Source organism: Cryobacterium aureum, assembly GCF_002954245.1.
Lineage (GTDB): Bacteria > Actinomycetota > Actinomycetes > Actinomycetales > Microbacteriaceae > Cryobacterium > Cryobacterium aureum.
The window spans coordinates 40,368-59,703 of record NZ_PPTG01000025.1 but is presented as its reverse complement, the minus strand read 5'-3'; the positions used below and the strand labels follow the sequence as shown (position 1 = coordinate 59,703).

At 55.4% G+C, this 19,336-nt stretch carries 16 protein-coding genes; 8 read left to right on the top strand and 8 right to left on the bottom strand.

The features are described 5' to 3' along the window. Positions 1 to 3 precede the first annotated feature (3 nt). The 8 genes from CJ028_RS09145 to CJ028_RS09110 all read left to right on the top strand — a co-directional run bounded on the left by CJ028_RS09145 (position 4) and on the right by CJ028_RS09110 (position 8,393). Positions 4 to 783 carry an IclR family transcriptional regulator domain-containing protein gene (locus tag CJ028_RS09145; protein ID WP_105034949.1) on the top strand — a complete coding sequence of 260 codons (780 nt, stop codon included), beginning with the start codon at positions 4 to 6 and terminating at the stop codon, positions 781 to 783. A gap of 423 nt (positions 784 to 1,206) precedes the next feature. Further along, positions 1,207 to 2,052 carry an IclR family transcriptional regulator gene (locus CJ028_RS22080; RefSeq protein WP_105034948.1) on the top strand — a complete coding sequence of 282 codons (846 nt, stop codon included), beginning with the start codon at positions 1,207 to 1,209 and terminating at the stop codon, positions 2,050 to 2,052. Then, complete coding sequence (locus CJ028_RS09135) at positions 2,049 to 2,903, top strand: transporter substrate-binding domain-containing protein (protein WP_205683990.1); 855 nt, start codon at positions 2,049 to 2,051, stop codon at positions 2,901 to 2,903. The genes CJ028_RS22080 and CJ028_RS09135 overlap by 4 nt, the downstream gene beginning before the upstream one ends. Before the next feature lie 42 nt (positions 2,904 to 2,945). Next, a complete protein-coding gene (locus tag CJ028_RS09130) occupies positions 2,946 to 3,665 on the top strand; it encodes an amino acid ABC transporter permease (protein ID WP_205683989.1) in 720 nt (239 codons plus the stop codon). Then, positions 3,662 to 4,309, top strand: a complete 648-nt coding sequence (locus CJ028_RS09125; protein ID WP_105034945.1) for an amino acid ABC transporter permease — start codon at positions 3,662 to 3,664, stop codon at positions 4,307 to 4,309. Before CJ028_RS09130 ends, CJ028_RS09125 begins: the two co-directional genes overlap by 4 nt. Next, positions 4,306 to 5,049, top strand: a complete 744-nt coding sequence (locus CJ028_RS09120; RefSeq protein ID WP_105034944.1) for an amino acid ABC transporter ATP-binding protein — start codon at positions 4,306 to 4,308, stop codon at positions 5,047 to 5,049. The genes CJ028_RS09125 and CJ028_RS09120 overlap by 4 nt, the downstream gene beginning before the upstream one ends. A 424-nt stretch (positions 5,050 to 5,473) precedes the next feature. Then, a complete protein-coding gene (locus CJ028_RS09115; RefSeq protein ID WP_105034943.1) occupies positions 5,474 to 6,943 on the top strand; it encodes a sugar transferase in 1,470 nt (489 codons plus the stop codon). Positions 6,944 to 7,253: 310 nt separating this feature from the next. Further along, positions 7,254 to 8,393 carry a glycosyltransferase gene (locus CJ028_RS09110; protein ID WP_240607172.1) on the top strand — a complete coding sequence of 380 codons (1,140 nt, stop codon included), beginning with the start codon at positions 7,254 to 7,256 and terminating at the stop codon, positions 8,391 to 8,393. Between the two features lie 157 nt (positions 8,394 to 8,550). On the opposite strand, the gene CJ028_RS09105 is transcribed toward CJ028_RS09110, so the two are convergent. The 8 genes from CJ028_RS09105 to CJ028_RS09070 all read right to left on the bottom strand — a co-directional run bounded on the left by CJ028_RS09105 (position 8,551) and on the right by CJ028_RS09070 (position 19,265). After that, complete coding sequence (locus tag CJ028_RS09105; protein ID WP_105034941.1) at positions 8,551 to 9,519, bottom strand: GDP-mannose 4,6-dehydratase; 969 nt, start codon at positions 9,517 to 9,519, stop codon at positions 8,551 to 8,553. Between the two features lie 3 nt (positions 9,520 to 9,522). Next, positions 9,523 to 10,506, bottom strand: a complete 984-nt coding sequence (locus tag CJ028_RS09100; RefSeq protein WP_105034940.1) for a GDP-mannose 4,6-dehydratase — start codon at positions 10,504 to 10,506, stop codon at positions 9,523 to 9,525. Between the two features lie 294 nt (positions 10,507 to 10,800). Beyond that, complete coding sequence (locus CJ028_RS09095) at positions 10,801 to 11,676, bottom strand: glycosyltransferase family 2 protein (protein WP_105034939.1); 876 nt, start codon at positions 11,674 to 11,676, stop codon at positions 10,801 to 10,803. 25 nt (positions 11,677 to 11,701) lie between these two features. Then, positions 11,702 to 12,505, bottom strand: coding sequence for a glycosyltransferase family 4 protein (locus CJ028_RS09090; protein WP_161498940.1), 804 nt, complete (start codon positions 12,503 to 12,505; stop codon positions 11,702 to 11,704). 985 nt (positions 12,506 to 13,490) lie between these two features. Beyond that, positions 13,491 to 14,405 (bottom strand): glycosyltransferase, encoded by a 915-nt coding sequence (locus tag CJ028_RS09085; RefSeq protein ID WP_105034937.1) that lies wholly within the window; start codon positions 14,403 to 14,405, stop codon positions 13,491 to 13,493. A gap of 485 nt (positions 14,406 to 14,890) precedes the next feature. Continuing rightward, entirely contained in the window at positions 14,891 to 15,925 is a 1,035-nt protein-coding gene (locus tag CJ028_RS09080) for an MATE family efflux transporter (protein WP_205683988.1), read from the bottom strand. A 367-nt stretch (positions 15,926 to 16,292) separates the two neighbouring features. Then, a complete protein-coding gene (glf, locus tag CJ028_RS09075; protein WP_105034935.1) occupies positions 16,293 to 17,474 on the bottom strand; it encodes a UDP-galactopyranose mutase in 1,182 nt (393 codons plus the stop codon). 432 nt (positions 17,475 to 17,906) lie between these two features. Then, positions 17,907 to 19,265, bottom strand: coding sequence for an O-antigen ligase family protein (locus CJ028_RS09070; protein WP_205683987.1), 1,359 nt, complete (start codon positions 19,263 to 19,265; stop codon positions 17,907 to 17,909). Between the last annotated feature and the right edge of the window lie 71 nt (positions 19,266 to 19,336).

The following is a 19,336-nucleotide window of genomic DNA, read 5'->3' as shown; positions in this document are numbered from 1 at the left end:
CCCGTGACTGATCACCCCGACTACTTCGTGAAATCGGTCGAGAAGGCGTTCGCCGTGCTCCTGGCCTTTTCAACCGAGCAGCCGCGCCTCACGATGACGCAGGTCGCGACCAAGGTCGACGTCAGCCGGGCGGCTGCGCGCCGGTTTCTGCTCACTCTCACCGACCTCGGCTACCTGCGCGTCGACGGTGGATATTTTGAGATGACGCCACGCTGTCTCGATCTGGGGGCATCCTTTTTGGCGGCGCTCAGTCTGCCGCAGATTGCGGAACCACACCTGAAGTCACTGTCGACGCAGTTGAGTGAGACGACCTCGCTGTGCATTCTCGACGGGCCCGACATCGTCTACGTCGCGCGGGTGTCGTCGCCGCGGCTGCTGGCCGTGTCGATCAACGTGGGCACCCGGTTTCCGGCGTGGATCACGTCGATGGGACGCGTGCTCATCGCTGGCCTGGCTCCGGCGGAGCGTGAGGCGTACTTCGACTCGATCACCCTGCAGCATTTCACGGAGCGGTCAATCGCGACCATGGACGAGTTGCGGGCGGAGATCAACAGGGTGGCGCAGAACGGATGGGCCATCGTGTCGGAGGAACTCGAAGACGGGCTGCGCGGCGTGGCCGTACCCGTCTGGCGTAACGGCCGGGTCGTGGCCGCGGTGAACGTGTCGCTGCAGGCATATCGGGCCTCGCCCGACATGGCAGTGGCCACGGTCATTCCCCTGCTCCAGCAGGCCGCCCGCCTGATCGGTGACGACTTCGGCGGGTCGGTGCCCGGTCGCGCCTAGCCCCTATTGAGGCGTGGGCATGAAACTCTGAACGCTTGCGGGGTGTATGTCGTCGGGGAAGTGGACCGATGCATCAGACAAGTGAGCACCCTAACTTGTGAATAACGGAGCACCCAAGCCAACCTTCCTCAGCAAAAGTGTCGAAGCGCCCTGTGTCGAAGACAAGTGCCTCCGGTAAGTCCGTCACGACAGTTTCGCCGAGCAGATGCGACCGCTCTGCGGGGAAATAATTACGCAAGCCCTTAGCGGACATAACCGTTGATTGTCAATGGTCTATGACATCGAATTGCTTCGAACGTACAAACCAAATCGCTTGCCGCCCGCACGCCGAAGTCACACGCAGCACGGTTCGTTAGGGCGACGGATTTGACCAATTTGATTCGAACTCCCTAATATAAATCAAGAGCGAAACGGAGTTTTGCAGTGCAAAATACTAATGACATTACGGGGGAAGACCGTAATCGCTCATCGTCATTACGTCGTGCATTAACCGTGCTTACCGCGCTCGTTAAACCAACGGCAGATCAGCCAGGAGCATCACTTAGTGAGCTCGCAATTTCAGCGGCACTAAACAAGAGCACCCTGCTAAGAATTCTTGAGCCGCTCCTTGAAGCCGGACTCGTTGAACGTGATGAAGACAGCCGATACAGGCTTGGCGTTGCCACCGTAACCCTCGGCGGGGCATATTTGGCCGGCCTCGATCTTCGTCGACAAGCGCTACCAATCCTGAAGCGTTTGGCCCGTGAAACTGGCGAGACCGTTCACCTGCTGGTCTACAACGATGGTGACGTTACCTATATCGACAAGATTGCGGGCCCTTCGTCGATTCAGATGGCATCTCGCGTCGGTGATCGCATGCCCGCATACTCGACCGCCTCTGGCAAGGTCTTTCTCGCCCACCTTCCCCGAGCGCACTATGACGCAGCCGTCGCTGCTGGAATGCCCGCGCGAACCGTGAACACAATCACGAGCCCCGAGGCTCTGCTGGCCGAACTTTCCACGATCCTCGAGCAGGGATATGCCGTGGATGACATCGAGAACGAGCTAGACATTCGGTGTGTGAGCGCCCCGGTATTTGACCACAACGGGCACATCACCTCAACCATCAGTAGTTCCGGCCCGGCCATTCGCATTCACGGCACCCGAGTGGCCGAGCTGGCAAATATTGTGCGCATCGGAGCCGACGAGCTCTCGCTTCGGCTGGGCGCGCCCGCGAACTTTTCCCACATTGCACGAGGAAGAGCCCTGAATCACGAGGAGACGGAATGACCATGAAAAGCACCCTGCGAACACGAGTCACCACCAGTCTGGCGCTGGCGGCAGTTGCCGGAATGGCGCTGAGTGGATGCACCCCCACGAGCGGTGGTGGCGGTGCCGGCGCGAGCGCATCAGCGGGTGATTCGGCCCTGACCAGCATTCTTGAAACCGGCACATTGCGGGTCGCCGACTGCCTGAGCTTCGCTCCGTTTGGCTTCAGCGACGCTCAAGGCGATCCGGATGGCTATGACGTCGACATTGCCAAGGCCATGGCTGCCGACCTGGGAGTAGAGCTTGAAGTAATCGACACTACCTCCGCCAACCGCATCTCCAACCTGCAGACCGACAAAGTCGATCTTGTTATCTGTAACTTCACCCGCACGGGCGAACGAGCCAAGCAGGTGGACTTCACCGACCCGTACGTCGTTGCCAGCCAGGCGCTGCTGGTCAAGAAAGACAGCGGCATTGAGACCATCGACGACATCGCCGGAAAAACTGTCGCCGCGGTGAAGGGGTCGACCAACACCGACGTTCTCGCGACGCTCGGGATTGACGCCAGCACGCAGGACTTCGATAGCTCTGCGGCTGCGATCCTCGCGGTGCAGCAGGGCAAAGCTGACGCGATGATCGAGGACACCAACTTTCTCGCCTACCAGGCTGATTTGGATCCCACCCTCCGGGTCACCAAAGACCAACTGGTTCCGCTCGAATACAACGCCATGGGCGTCAAGCAGGGCGACCAGGTCTGGCTCAACTGGGTGAATCAGTTCCTGTTCCGCTACAACGCCTCGGGAGAGAACGCAGCCACGTACGAGAAGTGGTTTGGTGTCGCTCCGCTGTACCCGCTCAACCCGCAGTACTAGCCCGCGAGACCCGAACGGAGGTGACTGATTTTGTATGAGTGGATGGCCGTCCTCGGCTATTTAGGTGATATTTCCGAAGCCGCATTGTTGGTACTGAAGATAACTGTGCTCGCTTTTCTTCTGGCGGTTGTTCTTGGCTTAGCCGCTGCGGTAGGAAGAAATTCACGATTCAGAATCCTCCGTTTCGGAGCTGGCGTGTACGTCGAAGTGATTCGAAACACGCCCGTGCTACTGCAGATATTCGTGGCCTATTTTGCGCTCCCGAATCTCGGCCTCAACCTGAATGCCTTTGAGGCGGGCGTCCTGGCTTTGGGAGTTAACGTCGGGGCCTATCTTGCCGAAGTCTTTCGTGCCGGCATTTCGTCGGTGCCCAAGGGCCAAGTGGAAGCCGCGGCCATACTCGGGCTACGCAGCCTTGACATTTCAATATTCGTCGTCTTTCCACAGGCGCTGCGGAATGTGTATCCCGCCGTCGTCAACTACCTGGTGCAAATTCTTCTCGGCACATCATTACTCTCGGCTATCGCGCTTCCCGAGCTCACCGGAACAGCAACAACAATCAATTCCCGCACACTAATATTCCTTCCCGTATTCACGGTGACCGTGCTCGTGTACTTGCTGCTCAGTAACGTTCTCGCTGCACTAGCCGGAATCATCGGCCGCGTGGCTTTCAAACCCGCCCTTGTGCTACCGCGAGGCTCGGTTCTGTCCCGCATGCGCCTATTGAAAGTGAATGCGGTACGAGGTGAGGTCAACAAATGAACTTTATAGTCGTGCTGGCATCGTTTCCCCAGCTATTAGAAGGACTTTTGATTACCCTCGCGTTGTCGGCGGCCTCGATCGTCGGGAGCACTCTTCTCGGCCTGCTGGCGGCAACTCTGCGGGTGTCTCGAGTACCGATCGGGTCGCAAATCGCTCGCATCTACGTGGAGGTCTTTCGCGGCTCGCCGCTGTTGATCACCCTGCTTTTCGTCTACTTCGGTTCGGCCTATGCCGGCTATCACATGAATATTTTCGCTGCCGCAGTCGTCGGCATCAGCGTCTACCAGGGCGCGTACATCGCGGAGATCATCCGAGCCGGGATCGAATCCGTACCCCCAGGACAATGGGAAGCCTCGAAGATTCTCGGGCTGTCCAACTCCCAAACATTCGTCTCCGTCGTGCTGCCGCAGACCGGCAAGATTGTTCTCCCGCCGCTGATCGGTCAGTACATTGCCCTGATCAAGGACACCTCGATCGCTTTCGTGATCGGTTTGGCTGAACTGGTGCGACAGGGCCAGGCGATCATCGACCGAGTGGGGCAACCACTCGCCGTCTATGTGACCATCGCCGCCTTGTACTTCATTATTTGTTACCCGCTGTCACGTTGGGTACGCGGTCTGGAAAAGAGGAGTCAACCGGCATGAGCAATCTCGAACCAATTATCAAGCTTGCAGGAGTCACCAAGTCTTTCGGCGCCGTACAAGTTCTCAAGGGAATAGACCTTCACGTCTCTGAAGGCGAAGTGCTCGTCGTGATCGGCGCTTCTGGTTCGGGCAAGAGCACCGTGCTGCGCATCATGAGCGGTCTGGAGACAGCTGACAGCGGGCAGGTCTGGGTCAACTCCGTGCCGCTGCACGATCCGCGGCGTGCTCGCGAGATTCGCGGCCACGTGGGCATGGTCTTCCAGCAGTTCAATCTCTTTCCGCATCTGACCGCGCTCGGCAACGTGACGCTGGCCCTGCTCAAGGTGCGCAAGCTGTCTGCTGAGGTGGCCAAGAAGAAGGCACTGGCCGTACTCGACCGGGTGGGTCTGGCAGAGAAGGCCGGCAACTATCCCTCACAACTTTCGGGCGGACAGCAACAGCGCGTGGCAATCGCCCGTGCGCTCGCTGTCGAGCCGACCATCATGTTCTTCGACGAGGCGACGTCAGCGCTCGACCCCGAACTCGTCGGGGAGGTGACCAGCGTCATGCGAAGTCTGGCCGACGAGGGCATGACCATGGTGGTCGTTACCCACGAGATGAGCTTTGCCCGCAAAACGGCCGACCGGGTCGTGTTCATGGACCAAGGAATCATCGCCGAGCAGGGTCCGCCTGAGCAACTGTTCGTGAGACCGCAGAACGATCGCACCAAGCAATTCTTGCAGCGGGTGCTCGAGGTCTGAGCCGCGCCGCTGCATTAGCTAGCTGCCGCCCAGTAGATCTGCATTCACAGGGCGGTCAGCTCGCCTGGCGCGTCGTGCGGCGGCCCCCCTCCAGCTGGCTCACGCGCGACACGGTGACACTGAGGAGTCGCTGGTACTCACGCGCAGTTCGCTAATTCGGCGCATCGCAATATTTCGAAAGACAACCAGACATCGTGGCCACGGTAGTGGCATGGTCTGAGGCCGCGGACGGGTTATCCACAGCCTGTATTGCTCACGTGCAGACCCCCTGACTGAGACGTTTCGGGCACCACCTCGTCAACGAACGCGGGCGTCGCTCGCCACGCGAAACTTCCTCGGTCCACCCGCTCCCAATGGGGATTACCCATTCAGGTAAACTACTCAAGCGGCAAGATCTCCGCACACTCGGGGGAGGTGACCGCACGTGACGAGCACAACGCGCACGCGACGGCCCATCAAACCATCCCGCGACTGGCACGACATATACTCGGCCCGACTCACCTTCACCGATTTTCTCGTACTGATCTGGGTGGTCTTCGGCGTTCAGATCGCCTGGTTCGGTTTCGACCGGGCCAATCTGGCCGTGCGCTCCAGCGACCTCGCCGTGTCATACACCGTGGTGTCGGTCGTTCTCATCGCTGCCTGGATGGCCGTGCTCAGCCTTTACGGCACGCGCAACGATCGCGTGCTCGGCACCGGCTTTGACGAGTACAAGCTCATCGCCGGCGCTTCGATACGACTGTTCGGCCTGCTCGCCATCGTCGCTTACCTCTTCAAGATTGACGTAGCCCGCGGCTACATTCTGTTGGCCTTTCCGCTCGGCATCGTCGTCCTCATGCTCTCAAGATGGATGTGGCGCCAATGGCTCGTGGCCCAGCGCGCACGTGGCCAGTTCAGCTCCCGTGTCATTCTCATCGGCGCCCAGGAATCCTCCGCCCGCGTCGCCGCTGAGCTCAGAACCCGCCTCGGCGCTGGCTACCTCGTGGTCGGTGCCTGCGTTACCTCCGGCGAGGCTAGCGACTATCTGCCCGGAACCAGCATCCCCATCATCGGCGACATCGACGATGTGCACACCGCTCTCGACTCCTTCGACGCCGACACTGTCATCATCACCAGCAGCGACGATATCTCCCCCACCCGCATGCGCGAACTCAGCTGGAGCCTCGAGCCGGGCCGCCACCACCTCATCATGGTGCCGCGCCTCATCGACGTGGGCGGCCCGCGCATTCACACCCGACCTGTCGCCGGCCTGCCGCTCATTCACGTGGAGACCCCCCGCTACGAAGGCCACACCCTCTTCACCAAGCGCGCCTTCGACATCGTCATCTCAACCCTGCTCATCGTCGCGCTCTCCCCCGCCCTCGCAGCCATCGCCCTCGCCGTGCGCTTCAGCGGCCCCGGCCCGGTGCTTTTCAGCCAGAAACGCGTTGGGCACAACGGCCACCTCTTTAAGATGTTCAAGTTTCGGTCGATGGTAGCGGATGCCGAAGCTCGCCTGGCCGCACTGCAAGACACTCCGCGGGTCGTCGGCAACACAGTCATGTTCAAGATGCAGAACGACCCGCGCGTCACCCCAGCCGGCCGCTTTCTGCGCCGCTTTAGCCTCGACGAACTGCCGCAATTGTTCAACGTGCTCGCCGGAACCATGTCACTCGTGGGACCCCGCCCGCCCCTTGAGACCGAAGTCAGCGAGTACGAGTTGCACGTGCACCGCCGCTTTCTCGTAAAGCCCGGCGTCACCGGACTCTGGCAGGTGAGCGGCCGCTCCAACCTCACCTGGGACGAAACCGTGCGCCTCGACCTCTACTACGTCGAGAACTGGTCGCTTGTTGGCGACCTCGTGATCCTGTGGCGCACCACCAAGGCCGTGCTGGCCCGAGACGGCGCTTTCTAGCTCGTACTGACGATAGGACGCGAAGGCCACGCTGTGGGAGGCCGCTTAGTCAGCAACAATGCCCACAATGGGCGATATAATCAAAGGGTCACGGTCACGGGTTCAATTGCCCCAGCAGCACGGAGCCCGCACGGATTGCGGATTTGTTTACTCAACGATTTATCTGCACATATCGCGTTCTCGGGATGGGCTTGCGAGACAGAGGCGGGGCCGCAATCTAAAGCACAACGGGGGAAATCGTAATGACACGCTATTCACGCTTCAGAGAAACGGGCCGGTTGTCGTGGCTGGAATAATAGTCCACGAATGGTTGGAAACCCACGGTGGTGCCGAAAAGGTGATGGAAGAAATCGCCAAGGCATTCCCCGACGCACCGATTCACGCCCTGTGGGACGATGCACCCCTGCGCTTCGAGCCGCATCGAGTGCAGGAAACCTGGCTGGCGCGAACCGCGCTCCGCCACAGGAAAGACCTAGCTCTTCCTTTCATGCCGATAACATGGCGGAACATGGGACCTGCTGAGGCTGATTGGATTCTCTGCTCGTCACACCTCTTTGCTCACCATGCTCGCTTTGGCGGTGGCGCACGAGAAGCGCCGAAACTTGTTTACGCCTACACTCCTGCGAGATACATCTGGAACCCAGAACTCGACGCGCGCGGAGCGAATCCCTTGGTGAAGGCTGTTTCTCCGATATTTCGGAACTTGGATCGTAAACGCGCTGCAGAGGCCCACTCCATTGCCGCTATCAGCAACTTCGTTCGTGCACGTATTGCCACGTCGTGGCACCAAGACTCACGGGTAATTTATCCGCCCGTTGATGTGAAATATTTCGCCGATGATTCCGTTGACGGACTGACAGACGCGGAAAACGAATATTTGGAGAAAGGCGTACCAAAGGAATTTGTCCTCGGTGCTTCTCGCTTTATTCCCTATAAGCGACTTGAGAACGTAATCGACGCCGGAATAGCGCTCAACCAGCCCATCGTGATAGCCGGCACCGGTCCACAAGAGCAGTTCTTGCGAAGGTACGCCCTCGACCAAGGTGGCGATGTGACTTTTGTAATCCAACCATCCCTGGCACTCTTGCGCGAATTGTTCCGACGAGCCCTAGTTTTCATCTTTCCACCGGTCGAAGATTTCGGCATCGTGCCCGTCGAGGCAATGGCGACAGGCACGCCCGTAATCGCACTCGACACGGGCGGAGCTGCTGAGACTGTACTGCAGGGACGCACCGGAGCCCTCGTCAATGATTTTAAGAACAGTTCAGGCGTCCGAGAAGCTTTTCTGCTCAGTCAAGATGTGCAAGCCGCAGACTGCAAGCGGAGGGCCTTTGAATTCGACACACCAGTATTCACCGAAGCTCTCACAAATTGGGTGCGAGACGAAACGGGTGCGTCGTCGGAATTGCAGTCTGCCTACACGGCGGCCGCCCAGAGCTTTGCGCGCTAAGTTAGCGTCCTGATTCGCTCGATTCGTAAAGCAACAAGAACGCAGAGCCTTGAAACGTTAGCGCCTCCGCTGGAATTTCTAGGCAGAGATTGTTTGAACGTTGTGTTCAAATACACTCCTGGCCTTAAATCAATGACATTGGTTAGCGAACCCGACGTCAACCGTTCAATAATTCCACGTCGTGTCGGACCATCCGCGAAACGACTTGTTCGAAACTTACGGTTGGGCTCCACCCAAGTGCCGATCGAATTTTTGACGAATTGCCGCGCATGTCCTGCGGATCGGCCGGACGTACAAAACGTTGGTCAATTCCAACAACGGGTTCCCAGTCATCAATCCCGACTGCACTGAATGCTGCTGCCACAAATTCGCGAACAGAGTGCGACTCGCCGGTAGCGATGACATAGTCATCAGGAACGACAGCATTGCTCATCCGCACTAGAGCATCAACGTAATCCGGCGCCCATCCCCAATCCCGCTTGAGATCAAGGCTTCCCAACATTAACTTGTCAGGTGAGCCACTGGCAATCGCGGCCGCCGCCATGGTGATCTTACGGGTCACGAATGCTGAAGGGCGCCGCGGCGATTCGTGGTTATACAGAATTCCCGAGGACGCATGCATACCTTTGGCTCGGTAAATGGCTACCGCTTGATGTGCGTAGGTCTTCGCTAGGCCATATGGAGAAATTGGGGATATTGGTGTTTGTTCCGATTGGGGCGATTCTCTGGCGTCTCCAAAAATTTCAGAACTGGAAGCCTGCACAAAGCGAACCTCGCGTCCGATGCGTTCCTGACATCTCCAACCGGCTTCAAGAAGCGCTACGACTGCGAGCCCACTAATCTGCCCAGTCGCGACTGGATGGTCCCAGGAGTACGCCACAGAGCTGATGCCGCCAAGATTGAAGATGACATTCGGTTCCGTCTCATTTATAAGCCGTTCCAAGAACACGGAGTCGGCTAGATCTCCCAAATGACTGTTAACCGACAGCAGGCTCGGATGCGGATTTCTCAAGTCCTCCGCGCGCACTAGCGCATGGACATCCCAGCCAACGGCCTGAAGGCTCTCGGAAAGATAGCTTCCGTCCTGACCTGTGACTCCCGTAACTAGAGCCCGAGGCCTCGTCATTCGCTAATGCACCAGCGCAGACTGCTCGGCCAGATCATTCCCGACCATCATCTGCACTAAGGTCTTGAAGGAAACAGTTGGGGTCCATCCGAGGACATCGCGGGCCTTTTTCGGATCACCTATGAGTAAATCGACCTCCGCCGGCCGCATGAATCTAGGATCCTGCCGTACGTAAGGAGTCCAGTCATCAATACCAACTGCTGCAAATGCAACGTCTAAGAGGTCACGGATGGAATGGGTCTTGCCAGTTGAGATGACATAGTCATCGGCCACCGGTTGTTGTAACATTCGCCACATTGCGTCGACGTAGTCGCCTGCAAAACCCCAATCGCGCTTTGCGTCGAGATTACCCAACGTTAATTCAGATTGCAGGCCAAGCTTGATGCGACTCACCGCCTGGGAGACCTTACGGGTAACGAATTCAGGCCCCCGGCGAGGAGACTCGTGGTTGAAAAGGATACCGCTGCTGGCGTGCATGCCATACGACTCGCGATAATTTATGGTCATGTAATGCCCAAAGACTTTTGCTACCGCATAAGGGGAGCGTGGCCATAGGAGTGTGGTCTCACGCTGCGGCACTTCTTGGACTTTTCCAAACATCTCCGATGAAGAGGCTTGATAGAAACGCACCCTGGAAATGTCACTACCGGCGTAAAGGCGAGTGGCTTCAAGTATATTGAGTACACCTTTTCCCGTAACATCCGATGTCATTGACGAGTTTTCCCAAGAGTAGGCCACGAACGATATAGCCCCAAGATTATACACCTCGTCCGGCTGGGCAATATTGAGCACACGAGTTAGGCTCGAGACATCGGTCAAATCACCATTGATCAGCTTCACCTCGGGCACTGTCTGGCGAACTAGGTCGAGTTTGGGATTGTTCTGCCCCCGAATCAGGCCGAAAACCTCGTAGCCTTTACTGAGCAGAAGTTCCGACAGGTACAGACCGTCTTGTCCGGTTATTCCAGTAATCAGTGCACGGGGCATAGCAAGTTCCATTCTTTGCACGACGGAGAGTGAAGAAAGTCACAACTACCGCCACATCCCTTACAGACCATGACGCAGGGGTAGTTTCACTTCTATCCCCCAAATTCGACACTAGTGCATTAGCGCTAAGAGCGTGCAGGACCGTGTCCGCAGATGCGCACCTCCGTCAAATGGCAAGGACGCATCCCCGAAGGTGAAGAGTCGTTTGTGCTGGCACATACGTCTGAGCGCCGAACACGTGATGACTCGCCGTTGCTCCGGCCCGCCAGGAACGCCCTTCCTAGTAAATTACAATCATGGTCGAGCGAAGGGCTGTCCCTGCCCCGGCGATCGCGACAACCTCCTGCCAGTTTTGACCCCAGAAAGCACTGCAAGAACTCCGCGGGGGTCCAGCTGCAAAATGCGGGCAAAAAGGAGCTTACCGATTCTGACAAGGAGACCAATCCGCCAGACACGACTTCTCATTGCGACAAATTGTACGAGACTGGCGACGTAGTACGTTCGCACCTTTGACCCAATTAAGCGACCAGATGCCGAGAGTTCGTGAACGACAACGGCGTCTTCACACACAGCAAGGCCCCAACCCGCGCCAGATGCGCGAAGGCAAAACTCAACATCCTCCCAGTACATGAAGAACCGTTCGTCGAGGAGACCAATATCCACGAATGTTTCGGTGCGGACCAAGACAGCCGCCCACGTCAGGTAATCTGGGTCCTGGCCACCTTCCCGCATTGGACGCACACCGGCCAAGATTGGCACTAACTTCGAGCCCCGAGACTGTACCGATTTGTCGGTGTTTATGACTAATGGAGCGCACAAACCTAGATTCTCGTCTCGTTCCATGAGCTCGACTAGCGAAGCCACGGCTCCTTTCTCAACGACAGCATCGTTGTTAATAATGAAGATGTATTTGGCGTCTCCCGCGAGTGCCGCGCGGATGGCGGGATTGATCCCACGAGCAAATCCAAGATTCTTTGAATTTTCAAGGATTGAAATATCCCCTATCCGCGCCTCCTGCACCAAAGCAGCACGCAACGCACCGTCAGATTCGTTGTCGGATACGATCACCCGGCTAACTCCCCGTTCCGAGAGAAGGCTGCGCAGGCACTTTCTCGTGCGATCTAAATCGCGCCAATTTAGAGTTACTGCGATAGTTTCTGGAGGATTCATTTGCGAACCAATTTAGTCGATACCATCATCGTCGGGCTCGTCGATCGCTGTTGACCGGTCGATTCGCTTGGGCAACGCGTAATATGTCGGATGCAGTTTGATCCCAGTCGAAGCGAGCCGCATTCTCTTTTCCGACCCGAATAAATTCCTCGCGATGCACGGCGTTCGCCTGGAGTTCAAGCACCAAGTCAACTGCATCGCCAGGTGACTCTGGATCGAAGTATTCGACACTTTGGCGACCAACTTCGCGCATAGCGGGTCTATTCGAACAAACTACGGGGCAGCCACGAATTTGTGCTTCAATGATGGGAAGACCGAATCCTTCATAAAGAGATGGAAACACAAGCGCTAACGCGCGATCGTATAGCCATGCAATTTCCTCGTCCCGCAGTCGCCCTGGAACGGTTAGCAACTCGTCCGTAACTAGGCCTACTTGTCCGCTGCGAAAGACACTGGAAATGCCAGCAACGCCCACGACGATAGTGGGGATGTCGGCCAGTACGAGTGCAGACACCACAGGGACCAAGTTCTTGCGTGCCGCCAGCGTTCCGACGCAGACAACGAAAAATTCCGGAACCTCGAACTTTGGCTTTACTGCAGTAAGGCCAGAGAAATGGTTGCTACCACATGGCGCCACCGTGAAACGGCGGCCATCAATCTTCGTTACATCTGAAATTTCATTTGCACTGAAATCGGATATAGTCACGAGATTTCTTGCACGTTGCGCAACTAGTTTGTACATCAATTGATAAAAGAACACGAACGAGCGCGTAAAGGTTTCTGGAAATCGAAATACACTCGCGTCAAATAGCGTAACAGTCTGCCTCATCTTCAACACTGGAGCTGGGCCACCTATATTTATCAAGTGGTATCTCAAAGACAGGAGCGGGAGCGCGAACTGTTCAAATACGATGCCGTCAAATTTTGACCTGATGACTGTTGCCGAGTCAAGCCATGAGGGGACCGACGCCGACTTAGGCACGAATACTGTGACTTCGCAACCCATCTCCGCGACAATGCGCTTTGTGACTTCAGTTGCATATCGCTCGGTACCTGTAAGTGAGTGGCCGAGCCACTTCCCGTTGATTGCTAGCATCCTGTTTCCGCCCCTGACTGATTATTCACCGCCGCACACTGACGGCTCGCTGTTCACTCTTGACACTGACGGAGTCAGCTTTCACAAAAACGAGGCATGAACGAACGTTTTCCATACCTACCACGTCGCGTACACCCTCAATTTGAAGAATGTTTCAGCCGCATCCACTTGACTGAAGCGACTGTTGGAGTTTTGTCCGCTTGCCCGGTCCATCTAACAATAGACAGTCATCGCCGACGGTGGCGGCACGAGGCGCGGAAAACGCATAAACTACAATAAATCCTCTAGGTACACACGCCGCTACTGAAGCCTCGTCTAGCTGCTTCTCTTCCGATGGATTGCGATGGAATCTTCAGGAAAACAGCCACTGAAACTCGGCGATCACTGATCGCTACTTCCTGTTATTCCAATAAGCAATACTTCATCTATATCAAAGTTTCTCAGTCAAAACTGATTGCTGGCTTTAGCCTCCTAGGCTAACTTATCCGCGACCGCGCTCCGTAAGCGCGAATCGGCGGCGCGGGGTGGATACCTAGGGACTCGATCGCGGTGACCGAATTAGCGCAGGGTTTCTTAGCCTGCTGGCAACGATGCACATATCCCGCATAAATCACCCGGCTACGCTTTCAACTCCAAGTCGAAATTTACTGACCCATTTCGTCTAACTAAGCCGTTCGAAACCAGCGGACTCAAAGTCGCGATCAAAAATTCGGTCGCTTTAGATTTCGAGACCTTGCGCTGAAATTCGGTGTTCCCATGCCGCTACCATCTCACCAATCACCTGCTTGGACGGGAGTGAAAACAAGCCCTGCCAAAGCGCGAGACGTAGGTATCCGACATATTGAAACTTATTTCTCGAATAGCACCCTTCCAATACAATTCGCTTCAAAAGTTGCCGTAGCGCCCTCTTCTTTGCCCATACTGACGCAAGCAGTGGATCTCGAATTGTCCAGAGCCGATTGCGAACAAGCGGTATGAGGCGAGACCCAGAATCCTGTCGAGGCGGAGTATTGGGATGCATCACCAAACTCGTTCGACATACAATGCCCCCCGCAATCTCACTAAGACGAGATGTGTACTCCAAATCGTCATACCAAATGAAAAAGTCGGTCATTGGTAAAAATGTTTGCTTAGCACTGTCCAGATTGACGAGAACTCCTACAAATGAAGCGTAAGGAGCCTGATATGCGTCAGCATCGTTTGGCAGCGCTAAGAAGCCGTCTACGATCTCGGGCGGATTATGCCCAAGTAATTTCATATTCGCATCCACAACTGTGGAAGCGACAAAGCCCGGCGGCCGGCTTGGATCAAAGGTCATTATATCGACGAGGGGACGGAGAGAATCAGCGGTGGGTTCAGCGTCGTCATCCATCATCCAGACCGCACTGTGGCCGCGCTGGATGGCAATATCAATACCTAAGGCAAAACCTCCAGCCCCGCCGAGATTCGCAAGGCTTTCAATGACCGTCACCATGGGGAACTCATTCCGGACCATATCCACAGAACCGTCTGTGGAAACGTTGTCGACCAGAATGACCTCATCAGGGGCGGGCAATTGAACCAAGATCGCACTGAGGCAGCGGCGCAGGAGTTCAACTCGATTATGTGAGACGACTAAAGCGGCAACGGTCATTTCTACTCTTTCTACTCTCCAACAATTCAAGAAAAGTGACAGCAGCTCTCACTCAGACAATTTAAGAGTCGCGGTCGTCCTGTTTAGACGCCATCTCCGTAGGAAATGATGCGTTTTTCGCGAATGCGGCCAGTGGATACCAAATACAGATTGATACTGCAATGAACGGACCTAACAGATCGGCGCTTCGTTGTTCGATAGCTGAGTACGCGCCGTTCCACGAAGATTGGGTGCCACTAGTCGATTCGCTGACCCTCTGCAACGGGTCGTTTTCGACGATCGGTGTCCTGACCAATCATAATCAAATGTCGCATCGCTCTCGTCAGCATATCGGAAGAGGAACCCTCTCAAGACCGGTACTGGCACGAAGAATATTGAGCCACAACTGCGCCATCGAGAGAGTAGAAGTGCGAGGGCGAGGGTGAGGGTGAGGGTGAGGGTGAGTCTCAGGTGCTCGTGAACGTCGTCCGAATTCTGCGCCTACTTCATCGATCGTCGATACGCCTTGAAAGCCTGAGAATTCTGGAGAGAACCACGAGCTGAAGTGTGACGACTATGCCTTCCGAAGTAGCCACGGCCCATGCAATTCCATCCACGTTGAGCCAGGTCCCGCCAACGATCAGCAACGGCAGTCCAACCAGCGCACCCATAACGGTGCTCATTGCGACTACACGTGACCTCCCCAAAGCGACAAGGCAAGCTAACCCGGTGACCTGCGAGAGTGCGATACAGGCAAAAGCGATACCGAGGGGAGCCGATAGTCCAAAGCCTGTAACAACCGTTCCAGCAGACATCAATGCAACACCGAGCGGGAGTAACATCGCGAACCCTGTACCTAGGGAAAGCGCGAGCGGAATTGAGATCCTTATCGCACGTATCGTTCTCTGTCGCAGTAGCATACGGTCTTCGCTACCCACGGCGCCTTGCGCCACCTGCGTAACGGGACCATAAGCAGCCAGCGCCAATCTCATCAATTTGTCCGCGACCGCGTACATCGGAGCTGACCCCGGAACGACCATCGTGACAAAGATGAGTGGCGCATTGACATAGACTGCGGCGGTCGACGCGGTGACTACCCCGGATATTTGATCTCGCAGGCTATACCAAGGGAAGAAGCGCTTTGCCCGCACCGCAGAAGGTTTTGCGCTGGAACGCAATATCACGGCTGCCGAACACGAGGCAGCAACCCCAGCACCGACTATCTGCGCAAGTACAAACCAAAGGAGAGACCCTCCCAACGCAAGAATGAGAGTTCCAATCAGCACACCAAAAACCCTGGGTAGCGTCTCCAGAAGTATTAGGCGTCCCGGCTTCTTTTCACCGACGAAGTACCATGCGCCTCCAAGAGCGGCGACCAACATAGATAGACCATAAATCGAACTGGCTGCCTCTTCACGGATGGCAACGCTTGAGATAACGACCACCGCAACCGGAGCCAAAATCCCAAATAGCACCAGCCGGACCTTGATGGAATCGGCATACATATTATGTCGAAACTGTTCACCTGCACTGGCAATCATTCCAGGGCCAGTTACTCCCCATCCAAATGCGACAATCACTGCAAAGACTGATCCGATAGCTTGAGCGACCGCTAAGCTAGCCCAAGTCGGTCCGCCTACAGTCGAAATAATGATAGGCATGGTTAACAGCTGCACGAAGGCAGAAAGGAGAACGGCTGAGCCGAAACCGCTAAGTCGGCCTGCTAACGCGCGCACTCGTTCCCTTTCTTTCGTCTAACTCAAACTCGCAAGAATCAAGAATCAAGAATCAAGAATCAAAAACGAAGTAATTGTCTATCATTGATTAAACTAAGATATTTAATGATTCAAACCAGAAACCGAAATTATCTCTTTTCCTAAGTTTATAGGTGCGATTTTAGCAGCGCTCTTATTGAGAATAAGTTCTGCTTGCATTGCTTTTATAGAACGGCTTCAACTTGTTCTGATACATGCTTAAAGCCGAGCCTATTGCCATGTGCATGTCTAGATATTGGTACGTCCCAAGCCGCCCTCCGAAAAAAACGCCAGCTTCCCCCGCTTGAAGAACCCGATACTCGCTCAACTTCCTGCGATCTTCTGCGGTGTTGATCGGATAATAGGGTTCGTCTGCCCGCGTCGCTGCGCGGGAATACTCCCGCATAATTACGGTCCTATCGGCTGGATAGTGTACTCGCTCAGGGTGAAAATGACGGAACTCGTGAATGCGTGTATAAGGCACGGCGGCATCCGCGTAGTTCATGACAGGCGTTCCCTGGAAGTCCGAGATATGAAGAACTTCCTGCTCGAAATCGAGCGTGCGCCAAGTCAACTCACCGCCCTCGTAATTGAAGTATTGGTCGAGCGGACCCGTATATACAACCGGTATGCGACCTGTTACGGACTGTCGGTTGATTTCTTGCACATCGTCGAAGAAATCGGTGTCTAGCCGGACTTCAATGTTGGGGTGATCTACCATCCGTTCAATCCAAGAAGTATAACCGTCAATTGGCAGGCCCTGGTACGTGTCATTAAAGTAGCGATTATCGTAGTTATATCGGACCGGCAATCGGCTAATAATCTCCGCAGGAAGCTCAACTGGAGAAGTCTGCCATTGCTTAGCTGTATAATCGCGAATGAAGGCCTCATATAGAGGCCGACCGATTAGGGAGATGCCCTTCTCCTCAAGGTTTTGACTCATACCTGAGGCAAATTCTGCAGCTTGACTGACTATTAGAGATCGGGCCTCGGCCGGGGAATACGCGGCTCGAAAGAACTGATTAATGGTACCCAGATTGATCGGCAGCGGGAACACCTCACCGCTGAAATTCGTGAAGACTCGATGCTCGTAATTCGTGAATCTGGTGAACCTGTTGACGTATTCCCAAACCACTTCATTTGAAGTGTGAAATAGGTGGGCGCCGTAATTGTGTACCTCAATTCCGGTTTCCGGTTCGAAGGAGCTATACGCGTTGCCCCCTATATGACTTCGTCGGTCAATCACGACGACCTTAAGCCCGAGGTCGGAGGCCGCACGTTCCGCTACTGTTAACCCAAAAAAACCGGAGCCAACAACCACCAGATCGAAATTCATGCCGACATCCCTCAATTCGAACAAAACACCAATGCGCGTCTCTGTGAGACTAACGGATGTCGACCCCGCTGGACTGCGAGCGCGCAGTTCACCGACTGCACGAGTTGTTTAGGACGCCCAGCAACGCACTGCCTATTATATCGGTCGGACCGGCGGTGTTTGAGTTCGCTATGGAACTGCGCCGCTGGAGCACGTATATTGCCATCGGCAATTTTTTCAGATTGATCGTCAACCCGAGTTCACGGGGGTGAGTGCGTCCCCACAATCATTGGCACCCGCGGGCCCGAGTTTGATGGATGTCTCGACTTGATCTCCCGCATGCTCAACGAAGACGATTCGTAGTTGCCGTGTGTAACCTGTCAGTTGAAGGGGGTCGCGCAAGGGCCGGAGCTGCCCTGATCACTAGTCTGAATCAACGGACTAATCGGACAACTAGGAGACCGGCAACTTAAGCGTTCGCCTAACTTTACGGTTTCTTACTTCCGTTCTTCTTGAAACGTCGAGCCTGTCAGGGGCGCCTCGGGAAACGCCCCAGGACTCATTCGCGCATCCAGCAATCAAGATCCAGAGAATCGGTGATGAGAGGTCCGGAGCTGCCAACGTCTTCGCTACAACTACGGCAAAAAGCGCCCATGAAATTGCGCGACCTGTAGTTGTGCGCCCGGCTCGCCCGATGAGGCGAGTCAGGAACCAGAAAAAGGCGAGGAATCCTACGATCCCAACGCACGACAGCAACATGGCGACAAACGAAGAAGGTCGATTGCTCCCGAGTCCAGCTCCGAGCAAGTAGGTGTCCTTCAGCACCCCCAATGAAAACAGGTCGGCACTCGACCGTGTTATCTGCGAATAGCTTCCGATCTTCTCGTTGACGACCGTACTGATAGCGTCTATGGCCCGCTCGGCCCAGAGCAAGGATGCCATGGTCCCAATCAGAAGCACCATTGTCGCTAGGAGCACTCCTTGGCCGCCGGACAGGAATCTCTTAGCGCCATATATGGCTATTACCGCGATCACGACCAATGCTGCGGCGGTACCGGTGCCAGTCATTGAAGCGGACAAATTTAGTCCAGCTAACACGGCCATTCCCAAGCACACGGATCGAACCCATCCCTTGGTTGAGAAAAATAGAAAGAAGAAATACACCGCCGCAGCAATAGAGAACTCTGCCAGAAGGGATGGTTCTGCAAATACGCCACGGAGTCTCGAAATCCCCCCTACGTCCTCGTTCGTGTACGCCGATGTTCCAGAGTCGAATAATTCGCTTGGCCAGCGCCCACCAGCGTTGACGATGAGAAAATTCGACGACGAGAGAATTGTGCCGATGGTGAATGTCATAGCTGGCAAGAAGATAGATGAGCGAGTTTTCACGACGAAATAGACGAAGCCGACGGCAATGAGCAAATAGGCACCCTGAGCCAGATTTGAAACCGTTAGTCCTAACCGGGCTGGGTCCAGAATTCCCCTGTCAATGCCATTCCGCGGGCTCAGTACTAAAATTCCAGCGAACAGAATGGGCCCGAATGCTGTGATAAATATCGACCAGACTGCAAAAACGGTAAGTGCCGTTTTCCCCGGCCCTAGGAGCCGCTTAGCGATGGACGGGAGCCAGAAAAGTGTCGGTAGGGCGAGAAAGTAAAAGGGGCTAAGGGCATTCTCATTAACAACGATGGCGGCCGAATTCGGAAAGGCCGCAGCAACTGCGAGTAACCAGGGGTAGGCCGAACGCCGAAAAATCAGTATTACAACCGCCGCAATAAATAAAATCGTCCCCAAAGTTGTCACGTTTGTCATCATAGCAATGAGAACAAGACCACATCAGCAGCGACGATACAGACTGAAAATACCTATTTCTCGACAGGCAG